The following is an 8,835-nucleotide window of genomic DNA, read 5'->3' as shown; positions in this document are numbered from 1 at the left end:
CTCCACCCCGGTCCTCTGGGGGTTTCCGGCGTCCGTTCCGTCCACCGTGCACGCGTCACCCGACGGGCTTTTTCCGGGTCTTGTCGAAGGGACGGTCCCGAAGACAGGACACAGAAGGAAGCTTACCATGCAGAACATCGTCATCCTCGCCGGCAACATCGGTCAGACCCCCGAAGTCCGCACCACGCAAGGCGCGGGCACCAAGATCACCAACTTCAGCCTCGCCACCTCCCGCCCCCGCCTCTCGGAAGGTCGCGTCCTGCGCGACGAGAACGGCTACCGGGTCATGGACACCGAATGGCACCGCATCACCTGCTTCAACGGTCTCGGCAAGACGGTCGCGGAGCATTGCGAGAAGGGCATGAAGGTCCTCGTCCACGGCCGTATCCACTACACCAAGTGGATCGACAGCATGGGGAACGACCGCTACGGCTGCGAGATCATCGCCGAGAAGGTCGACTTCCTGAGCCGCCCGAAGTCGGCCGAGAACGAAAACCCCGAGCTGGTCGACCGCGACGACGAGATCCCGTTCTGAGGAACGGGGTCTCCCCTTTAGGCCCGGCGGGGAAACCCGCCGGGCTCAGCCGGTTTCGGCGCACAGCTGACACTTTGACGGAATATTTTTCCACCGCGCGGCATTGCGTGGCACCATTTGCGACACCGACCATCTCGACGCGGCTTTCGTATCGTGCTTGATGTGGCCATTAGAGAAGCAGGGGATCAACGGCGGTGGGAGCTCACAACACAAGTACCGAGCGTGTGATCCGAACTGCACTGAGGACTCGTCACCTTAAGCGTCATCATGGACGGCAAGACGTTTTGATCATCGACGAACTTGGGCTTGCTCACGCCCAAAGTCGGATAGATTTGGCCGTGTTCAACGGCCACTTGCATGGTTACGAGATCAAGAGTGCCGCTGACACGCTCGACCGGCTTCCCCGCCAGCTGGCGATCTACAGGTCTGCTCTTCAGAAACTTACCCTCGTCGTTGCTTCGCGTCATCTCGAGGCGGCAGAGGCGATTGTTCCCGATTGGTGCGGGCTGACAGAGATCATCGACGGACCGCGCGGCGGCATGATTTTCACGAGCCGTCGACGCGCACACGTGAACCCGGACCTCGATCCGTTCATGCTGGCGCACTTGCTCTGGCACCCGGAAGCACAGGATTTGTTGCGCGCGCGTGGTGCTTCAAAGGCTGAAGTGAATGTCCCCCGAAAGCGGCTCTACCGCATGCTTGCAGATGAGATCCCGGTCCGCGAGCTGGCACCGGCGGTCAAAGCGGCTATGGCGTCCCGAACAGGGTGGCGAGATCGTCAACTACCGTCGTGATGTGATGATTAATTGTGACATCCTTCCAGCGCGATAGGTTGCTCGGACTCTCCGCCATAGCTGCGCAGTCGGCTATGTACTTGTCGCCATAGGAGAAGCTTGCGCCGCGAAACGCGAAGGCAGGGTCCTTCACCACCTCGTCGCAGTGCGCGTACATCTGGGCGGGATTGTCGCGAAACGCGCCACCTTTGCGCGTCGCCCAAGTCTCGGGTGTTGTATAAACGATCTTACCGGCGGCTTTCACCTTGCGCATGTCCAACGCCTTGAACTCGGGGTGCACGATCGTATGGTCCCCGTAAATCGGGCGTCGCATGCCTACCGGCATCGCGGTCATTAGCTCCTTGAAGAATAACCAGTCATGGCGCGGTATCTCGTCCGAGCCTTTCGCGATCTCCGCGAAAGAGTCCGGGATAGCTGTTCCCAATAGGACGAAATTGCGTACCTCATAGAGGTTGCCCAAACGTTTCATGGCAGCCGTTAGGGCTGTTGCGAAGACTTTGTAAGGCTCGAAGTTGCGAGCTCGGAGGTCGACGATCACGTCCAACTCATCGAGCCCGATGCCAAAGCCGCTCGCGAAGCTCACAATAGCCTTGCGTGGATTGCCGCTCATAAGGTCTTCGAGACGAAGGAGTACTGCGGCGCCTTGACCGTCTGCCGCCGCCGCACGGGCGGCAGCGTCTATTGTGTCGGAGTCGACTTCTAAAGGCAGAGCTGGGATTGCGATATTACCGTTCGGTCGTAACCCGTCGAACAAATAGTCGAACGGGTGCACGTTGCCATTCATGCGCCCGTCCGCAATCGTTTTATCGAGGGCGATCCAAGCCGGTCGCTTACCCCATTTGGCAGTAAAGCGTGCGACGAATGGGTGGACGTGCTCGTGGACGGATTTCTTTGGCTGCCACAGCTCGAAATCGAACTCGACGGGTGGAATGGTGATGAGGGGCATCACGCGATCCTTCACCGCGGGCGTTAGGCGGAAAAGGGCTTGGTACTCCCCCTGCCGCCATCGCACTGCCGGTACATAGGTATGCTTAGACAAGTTCATCGCCGTCGTCCTTGAACTGCGACGCAACCTGATCCTGGCCGATCAGGCCTCCAAGAATAGTGTAGTCGCCGCGCTCCTTGCGAATGCGTCCGGCGATGATGCTAGGGTCGATGCCGAGGTTCTTCGCGTCGATCCTTACTGCCTCCTCGGACAGTGCGAAGCGCGACAGGCACTCGTCCCACTTCGACTCCGGTATAAGGCTATCGAGCGCGAATGCATCGGCCTCTCGCTCTACTTTGTCATCGCCAGCCGTATCCTCCTCATCGAAAAAATCGTAGCGCAGCCCGTCCATGAGGTGCAGGAACACATGCCCTAATTCGTGCAGGAGAACGAACCAGAAGTTGTCGAGGCGATCGAACCGCAGAGTGAGCCCGATGACCGGCCTGCTGTTGCGATCGAGCATGGCCGCACCATCGAGATAGGTGCCCGACAGGTGCTTCTCGGTGATGAGTATGATGCCCTTAGATAGAAGAAGCGCCTGCGCTCGTTTCGGGCCGTCCTTAAAACGAGTTAAAGCGACGAGATCAGCGATCCAGCGATCATCGGCTATGAAATCCGGTGCCTTGTGCGTTTCCACGATTTCTTGGGATCGCTCCAAAATGCGCGCTTGCCAAGCGAGCAGAGCGTATTCGTTCGGCACTGACCCGCCATGCATCTTCTTGCGGTGGTAGGCGCTCGCAAACTGGGGTCCAGCGACTCGCATGAAGTAGTCGCGTGCGAGCTTGTAGACGTCGCCCTTTCGCGGCACGTCGAACCAGCCGCGCTTTGCCATCTCGCGAGCTGGGAATTGCTTCCACACCACATCGTCGATGTTAGACCATGAGAAGACTGACCCCCTCGAGTTGTTGTCGCTCTCGAACACCCCAGTGGTGTGGACATTCAGAGCCTGGCACACGTCGATCAGCCGATCGAGGCTGGCCCCGGAATAATCGGACGCCTCATAGCGTTGGATTTGCTGAGCTTTCATACCAAGCCGTTCGGCAAGGTCGGTTTGGCTCAAGCCGGCAGCAATCCGCGCCTGGACGAGAACAGACGGCAGGTTCTCTAGCGAATGCGTCTTGGCGAACGTGATCTCGCCCGACTTCAGAAGCGCATAGTGCGAGAGTTCCGCCTCTAGAGTCGCGATCTGGCTTTTGATGGCATCGGCTTGGGCAGCGCGCACCCAACTGTGTTCGCTAGTCGCATCGGCCTTCTCGAACTTAGCAGCAGTGAGCGCTTCGCGGAGGTTGCCCAACTGCCTTTCGGAAATCGCATACTGCTTGTCGCTGTAGATCATGAGGTCACCGTGGGATTGAGCATCGGGTCAGCCAAAAGGTTGATCGCGACAATGCCCTTCGGGGCACCGGTGAAACGATCAACTTGGAAGAACTCGACGAATATGGTCCCGGCCCTATCGGCCGGGATCGTTGAGGGAAACAGCTCTCCATGGTACTTGGCCTTTTGAGCCGCTCTGTTGTTCTCGAAAGTAAGCAGCACCGGATCGAGAAATGATGGATCGACGCCTGTCGGGTCCCAGCACGCATCGTAATCGCCCGGACGGGGTTTAGCCGTTACGAAGCTGCCATCAAGAAAGGCGCGCCGGCATCCCGCACCCCGGAGGCTGGATAGTGCTGCGACGAACCCACTAAACTGCACTCGACGTTTTGGGTTCGATGCAAATCGCATCTCCACTTCCGCTAGGGTCGCCAGATGGATGCCGGGCGGCAGTACGGGCCACGGTGAGCCGGGCAGGTCGATATGGTTCGGTATCATGTTACAACAATATTGTTGTAAGATTCATAAGTCAAGCGGTACACCGATGCGGTCAGACGATCTTCAAGCAAGTGCTTGTCTTCGGTGAGCTTCGTGCGCCGGAAAGCGAGTTTGATTGGGCTTGCAGGGCACATCCGGTTTCCGCTCGTCATGTCGGCTAGAGTAAGAGTTGTGCCGGTTTCCCGGTGACGGGTTGAGGGTTGGGAGAGTGGCTCCCGGCGCCCGTCGCGGGAGATAGCCGATGGGCGTTGTGGAAGTTCTGGACCCGGTCGCACCGACGAGGGCTAGTGGCTGGAAAGTGGATGTGAGCCGGGGTGAGCGGAACGGGCGGGTCTCGTCCGAATGGTTCAACCGGCCCGATGACGAGCGGTATCTGTCGCTCGACGATCTCTGGGCATCGGTCAAGGGTCGGTCCGAGCGCAGCCGTAGCCGGGTGGTGCAGACAGCGGACATCAGGGTGGAAGCCGCGCGCGACAGCGCCGAACGGCTGCATTTGGTTCTGCCGAAGGCACAAGAGCCGGTGGCACCCACGCACTGGGCCTTCGGCCAGCTTGCGAGCATCGTCGGCGCCCCGGCCTCCTACCTGCGCCAGCTGCCCGCGCCGCTGGCGGGCATCAACCTGCAATATGGCCTCGCCAACCACCGCGCGGAGCAGGTGAAGACTTTTGAGACCGAGGACGGCCGAACGGAACTGCGCGCGGTTACCGGCCCCGACTATGGCCGTATCCACGACCACGAGTTGGTCGAGGCGGTGCAGCGCATCGCGGGCAACGGCACGGGCGATACGCGCTGGAAAGTGCCGGGCGTGCTCGACTGGTCGACCGGGGTCTACAACCCCGATGTCGAGATCAGCCGCGACACGACCACGCTCTATGCCTCGGACCGCGACGTCTTCCTGTTCCTGGTCGATGATCACAACCCGATCGAGGCGGGCCGGCTGCCGGATGGCTCCCCTGATCTCTACTTCCGGGGCTTCTATTGCTGGAACTCGGAGGTGGGCGCGAAAACCCTCGGCATGGCGAGCTTCTACCTGCGGGCGGTGTGCCAGAACCGCAACCTTTGGGGCGTCGAGGATTTCCAGGAGATCACCATCCGCCACTCGAAATACGCGGCCTCCCGCTTCGCCCACGAGGCGGCCCCGGCGCTGACGCGCTTTGCCAATTCCTCGCCGCAGGGCTTCGTGAACGGCATCAAGGCAGCGCGGCAGCAAATCGTGGCCCGGACGGATGAGGACCGGGATGACTTCCTGCGCAAGCGCGGCTTCTCGAAGGCGGAGTCCGGCAAGATCATCGAGAAGGTGCTGATGGAAGAAGGCCGCCCGCCGGAGTCGATCTTCGACTTCGTGCAGGGCATCACGCGGCTTGCGCGCGACAAGACCCAGCAGGATGCGCGCCTCGACATGGAAGGGCGCGCCAAGAAGCTCCTCGACCGGGTCGGCTGACACTGTGCCGGAGGCTCCGTTGCCTCCGGCCACTTTATTGCCAAACTGGACTGCTACTTGCCTACAGTGATTCAAGTTGGGCGAAAAAGTATGGATGACATCGATTGGTCTGATCGCGCGTTCTACGATGATGGCGAATGGGTTACCTGGTCAGAAATTGACGAGCAGCTGCGCTACAAAGAGTGGGGAGCAAAATACCCCAACGCCATCCGATCAATGATCCCCTATTTTGAAAGCTTGATATCACTTGCGGAAAGCTATCACCGGGAGACGGGTCTTCATCTCGCCGTCTACGGCGATGTCGGTGAACTTTTCGGCGCGATCACCTACGGCATCAAGCTGAACAAAACCTACGCGCAAGGCGCTGACGGGAGACTTGGCAACGACCACGTCGAAGTGAAAACGATTACCCCCTTCAAGACGAAGGATGTTGTCGAGGTCGATACCGCCGGGAACTTCAACAAGTTGCTCGTGGTCAAGATCAATGAGGATTTCCAGGTAGCAGGTCGAATGATTGACCGAAAGGATTTGCCTAAGCGGCAAGGTCGCTACCTGCGTGTCCAATGGAGTGATTTGCCGTCGGCAAGTTGAGCAGTTTCTGTCGCTCCTTCGAGGAAGAGTGCGGCGGTTTGGTCTTTGACGGATGAGGCGGGGAGAGAGGCTTCCCGTGCCGTCGGAGATTTCCGCATGTTCGACTTGCCCATGTCCATCCACCCGACCACTGGCGTACAGCGCGTGCCGCCCGCTTTTCCATGTGGCGACACCGATTCTAATTTGCCCTTCGCGCTGACCCTCTCGCGCCGCGCACCGGCAGATCTGATGGCGGGCCGGGCCGCCCCGCTGGTCCTCGCCCGCTTCGCGACGCTCGCCGATGCCATGCTGGGCGCGATCGACCATGCCGAAGGGATCGCCCCTGACGCAGCGCCTCAGCTTCTGGCGATCCTGGATCGCGACGAGTGCCTTGTGCTGGCCGGGGCCGCCAGCAACCACGCCGTCGCCTGGTGCCACCCAGTGACGAGCACGGCCGAGGCGCGGGGCGTCGTGATCGAGGCGAGCGAGCTGCGCGCGCAGGCGGGCCGCGCGGCTGCCTGGGGCGAGCCCGATCTGGCGCGGTGGCTACGCCACCGCGCCGATCTTCTGGACGGGCGTCTCGTCGACCCGCTCTGGCGCGCCTTCGCCGCCCGGGCGCTGCAGGTCGCTGCGTGAGGCCCGAGAGACAGAGAGGGGCAGGGGGGATTTGGAGCTGTCCCGGGGGCGAGAGATCGCCCGGCCCCGCTCCGATCCCTTCCCCTTACCGGAGAATCCCGATGAACATAACTGAACCTACCCTCGCGCGCCCGATGGCGCCCTCAACCGTCGACATGGCGCAGATCTTCGCGGCGCATGCCGAGCGCGCGGCCCGGATCGAAACACTGCGCCCCGGCAACAAGGACCGGCTATTCGATAGCCTCATGGCCGTGGGCATCACCCATGTCACCGTGACCTTCGACGGTGCCGGTGACAGCGGCCAGATCGAAAGCATCGGCGCCTGGTCCGGCGAGACCACCGTCGAGTTCCCCGCGACCGAGATCGCCTATGCGGCACTGACCTGGGACGACCCTGAGGTCGAGATGCGGCAGCTTTCGCTGGAGGATGTCGTGGAGCAGCTCGCCTACGACTTCCTTTCCGACACCCATGGCGGTTGGGAAAACAACGACGGCGCCTGGGGAGAGTTCTGCTTCGACGCCGCGGCCCGTTGCATCCATCTCGAGTTCAACGAGCGGTACACCTCGTCCGAACTCACCACCCACGACTTCTTAGGGGGCGGCGATGGCACATCCTTATCACCACGCCCTCTCCTCGGTGAAGAAATGGGGCGGCATGGTCGATGATTTCATCGCGGTGCATGCGTGGTTCGATGCCAGCAAGGAGATCACGGCCGACTTTCGGCACCGGGCCTTGCGCCACCATGCTGAGGGCATCTTCATGGCCGAGACGATTTTCGGTCCCACCCTCACACTCTCGACCGGGCGCATCATTCCGACCCGCTGGGTGGGCGAGCAGCATGTGAAGGAAGACCTCGGCTTCATCCCCAGCTTCGCCGACTGGGTGAAGGCCATCCGACCCGAGCCGTGGATGGGCCGGTCCAAGCGGATTGAAGCGCTGGTCGATCCGCATCTCGCCTCGCCCGTGGTCGAGGTGATCTGAGATGACCGATCCGGCCTATCAGCGCCTCGGCCTGCCAGCGACGGCCTCGCCCTGCGCCGTCCTGCGCGCGGCAGTCCGGGCGCTGCACCCCGACACGCGCGCCGTTCGCGGCTTCCGGCCCGCGCGCAAGCGCTTCTACCGACAGATGCTCTGCGCGCATGCCGCGCGACAGGCGGTGGGCGACGAGGCTACCCGCTGATCGCCGTCAACCACCCATCACCGCATACAGCGCCCGGCCTCTTGGCCGGGCGTTCCCCATTCAGGAGGTTCCCATGGCGGATTACTTCACCCATTTTTCGTGCCTGCTTGATGTTGGCACCCCCGACAAGGCGGTCCGCGCGCTCGCGCTGTTCCAGAGCTTGCGCGAAGCCGATCAGGACGCCGAGGACCCGGAGGTCGCAGGCTTCGACCTCGTGCGCCAGGATGCGCCCGACGGCAGCGCCCTATGGATCCATGACGACGAGCACGGCGATGTCGAAGCCGTCATCCGCTTCGTGCTGCGCCTTGCCGAAGAGCTCGACCTCACCGGCCTCTGGGGGTTCCAGTATGCCCTGACCTGCTCCCGGCCCCGCCTCGATGCCTTCGGTGGTGGCGCGCATGTCATCGATCTCGGTGCCCGCAAATCCATCGGTTGGACCAGCAGTCAGGAATGGCTGGCCGCCGCGCTCAACGGGGAGGACCCCCATGCCTGAGGTCATCTGCACCACCGTCTACCAGTTCCCCGAACTCTCGGATGCCGCCAAGGAAAAGGCGCGCAGCTGGTATCGCGAACTCGGCCCGCACGACGATTGGTGGGATGCGGTCTATGAGGATTTCCAGCGGGTCTGCGAGATCCTCGGCATTCGCCTAAAGACCACGCCTGTGCGGCTGATGGGCGGCGGGACACGGGCCAAGCCCAGCATCTGGTTCTCCGGCTTCTGCAGCCAGGGCGATGGGGCCTGTTATGCCGAGCGACGGATTATGCGGAGCGGTCCGGTCATCACGCTGTAAACGCGAGGGATTTTCGATAGTCCGCTCCGCATAACGACGGGCTTGTGCCCTCGCGGGTTCTTTTGGGCGAGAAGTGGTTCGCCGGCATTTT

General features: G+C 61.7%; 12 protein-coding genes and 1 pseudogene. 10 read left to right on the top strand and 3 right to left on the bottom strand.

Going from position 1 to position 8,835, the window contains the following annotated elements; all coding sequences use genetic code 11:
- Positions 1-127 precede the first annotated feature (127 nt).
- Positions 128-535 (top strand): single-stranded DNA-binding protein, encoded by a 408-nt coding sequence (locus tag Q8M85_RS15070; protein ID WP_113901417.1) that lies wholly within the window; start codon positions 128-130, stop codon positions 533-535.
- Between the two features lie 194 nt (positions 536-729).
- Positions 730-1,329: a sce7726 family protein gene (locus Q8M85_RS15065; RefSeq protein WP_371135267.1), complete on the top strand. Its 600-nt coding sequence runs from the start codon at positions 730-732 to the stop codon at positions 1,327-1,329.
- On the opposite strand, the gene Q8M85_RS15060 is transcribed toward Q8M85_RS15065, so the two are convergent.
- Genes Q8M85_RS15060 through Q8M85_RS15050 form a run of 3 tightly spaced genes read right to left on the bottom strand, consistent with a single transcriptional unit; the run spans position 1,283 to position 4,126 of the window.
- Positions 1,283-2,374: a beta family protein gene (locus tag Q8M85_RS15060; RefSeq protein WP_305546086.1), complete on the bottom strand. Its 1,092-nt coding sequence runs from the start codon at positions 2,372-2,374 to the stop codon at positions 1,283-1,285. The two genes, Q8M85_RS15065 and Q8M85_RS15060, sit on opposite strands and share 47 nt — an antisense overlap.
- Positions 2,361-3,650 (bottom strand): XRE family transcriptional regulator, encoded by a 1,290-nt coding sequence (locus tag Q8M85_RS15055; protein ID WP_305546084.1) that lies wholly within the window; start codon positions 3,648-3,650, stop codon positions 2,361-2,363. The genes Q8M85_RS15060 and Q8M85_RS15055 overlap by 14 nt, the downstream gene beginning before the upstream one ends.
- Complete coding sequence (locus tag Q8M85_RS15050; protein WP_371135266.1) at positions 3,647-4,126, bottom strand: hypothetical protein; 480 nt, start codon at positions 4,124-4,126, stop codon at positions 3,647-3,649. The genes Q8M85_RS15055 and Q8M85_RS15050 overlap by 4 nt, the downstream gene beginning before the upstream one ends.
- A gap of 241 nt (positions 4,127-4,367) precedes the next feature.
- On the opposite strand from Q8M85_RS15050, the gene Q8M85_RS15045 reads away from it, so the two are divergent.
- The 8 genes and pseudogenes from Q8M85_RS15045 to Q8M85_RS15010 all read left to right on the top strand — a co-directional run.
- A complete protein-coding gene (locus tag Q8M85_RS15045) occupies positions 4,368-5,567 on the top strand; it encodes a DUF932 domain-containing protein (protein ID WP_305546080.1) in 1,200 nt (399 codons plus the stop codon).
- 90 nt (positions 5,568-5,657) lie between these two features.
- Positions 5,658-6,158, top strand: coding sequence for a hypothetical protein (locus tag Q8M85_RS15040; protein WP_305546078.1), 501 nt, complete (start codon positions 5,658-5,660; stop codon positions 6,156-6,158).
- 96 nt (positions 6,159-6,254) lie between these two features.
- Positions 6,255-6,773 (top strand): DNA repair protein RadC, encoded by a 519-nt coding sequence (locus tag Q8M85_RS15035; RefSeq protein ID WP_305546076.1) that lies wholly within the window; start codon positions 6,255-6,257, stop codon positions 6,771-6,773.
- A gap of 101 nt (positions 6,774-6,874) precedes the next feature.
- Positions 6,875-7,438 (top strand): DUF6878 family protein, encoded by a 564-nt coding sequence (locus Q8M85_RS15030; RefSeq protein WP_305546074.1) that lies wholly within the window; start codon positions 6,875-6,877, stop codon positions 7,436-7,438.
- Positions 7,377-7,754: a hypothetical protein gene (locus Q8M85_RS15025; protein ID WP_305546072.1), complete on the top strand. Its 378-nt coding sequence runs from the start codon at positions 7,377-7,379 to the stop codon at positions 7,752-7,754. Before Q8M85_RS15030 ends, Q8M85_RS15025 begins: the two co-directional genes overlap by 62 nt.
- Before the next feature lies 1 nt (position 7,755).
- On the top strand, positions 7,756-7,953 hold the full coding sequence (locus tag Q8M85_RS15020; protein ID WP_305546070.1) for a hypothetical protein: 198 nt from the start codon (positions 7,756-7,758) through the stop codon (positions 7,951-7,953).
- Positions 7,954-8,026: 73 nt separating this feature from the next.
- Positions 8,027-8,446, top strand: a complete 420-nt coding sequence (locus tag Q8M85_RS15015) for a hypothetical protein (protein ID WP_305546068.1) — start codon at positions 8,027-8,029, stop codon at positions 8,444-8,446.
- Positions 8,439-8,699: pseudogene (locus Q8M85_RS15010) on the top strand (hypothetical protein); the annotation flags it as partial. The gene Q8M85_RS15015 and the pseudogene Q8M85_RS15010, both read left to right, overlap by 8 nt.
- Positions 8,700-8,835: the final 136 nt, after the last annotated feature.

The organism is Tabrizicola sp. (assembly GCF_030694085.1).
Taxonomy (GTDB): Bacteria; Pseudomonadota; Alphaproteobacteria; order Rhodobacterales; family Rhodobacteraceae; genus Tabrizicola.
The sequence above is the reverse complement of the archived record's forward strand: the minus strand, read 5'-3'. Positions and strand labels throughout refer to the sequence as shown.

Excerpts from the sequence above, each read along its gene's own strand:
- Q8M85_RS15050 (WP_371135266.1), bottom strand. The coding sequence starts at position 4,126 with ATGATACCGAACCATATCGACCTGCCCGGCTCACCGTGGCCCGTACTG.
- Q8M85_RS15040 (WP_305546078.1), top strand. The coding sequence starts at position 5,658 with ATGGATGACATCGATTGGTCTGATCGCGCGTTCTACGATGATGGCGAA.
- Q8M85_RS15035 (WP_305546076.1), top strand. The coding sequence starts at position 6,255 with ATGTTCGACTTGCCCATGTCCATCCACCCGACCACTGGCGTACAGCGC.
- Q8M85_RS15055 (WP_305546084.1), bottom strand. The coding sequence starts at position 3,650 with ATGATCTACAGCGACAAGCAGTATGCGATTTCCGAAAGGCAGTTGGGC.
- Q8M85_RS15015 (WP_305546068.1), top strand. The coding sequence starts at position 8,027 with ATGGCGGATTACTTCACCCATTTTTCGTGCCTGCTTGATGTTGGCACC.
- Q8M85_RS15020 (WP_305546070.1), top strand. The coding sequence starts at position 7,756 with ATGACCGATCCGGCCTATCAGCGCCTCGGCCTGCCAGCGACGGCCTCG.
- Q8M85_RS15045 (WP_305546080.1), top strand. The coding sequence starts at position 4,368 with ATGGGCGTTGTGGAAGTTCTGGACCCGGTCGCACCGACGAGGGCTAGT.
- Q8M85_RS15060 (WP_305546086.1), bottom strand. The coding sequence starts at position 2,374 with ATGAACTTGTCTAAGCATACCTATGTACCGGCAGTGCGATGGCGGCAG.
- Q8M85_RS15025 (WP_305546072.1), top strand. The coding sequence starts at position 7,377 with ATGGCACATCCTTATCACCACGCCCTCTCCTCGGTGAAGAAATGGGGC.
- Q8M85_RS15070 (WP_113901417.1), top strand. The coding sequence starts at position 128 with ATGCAGAACATCGTCATCCTCGCCGGCAACATCGGTCAGACCCCCGAA.
- Q8M85_RS15030 (WP_305546074.1), top strand. The coding sequence starts at position 6,875 with ATGAACATAACTGAACCTACCCTCGCGCGCCCGATGGCGCCCTCAACC.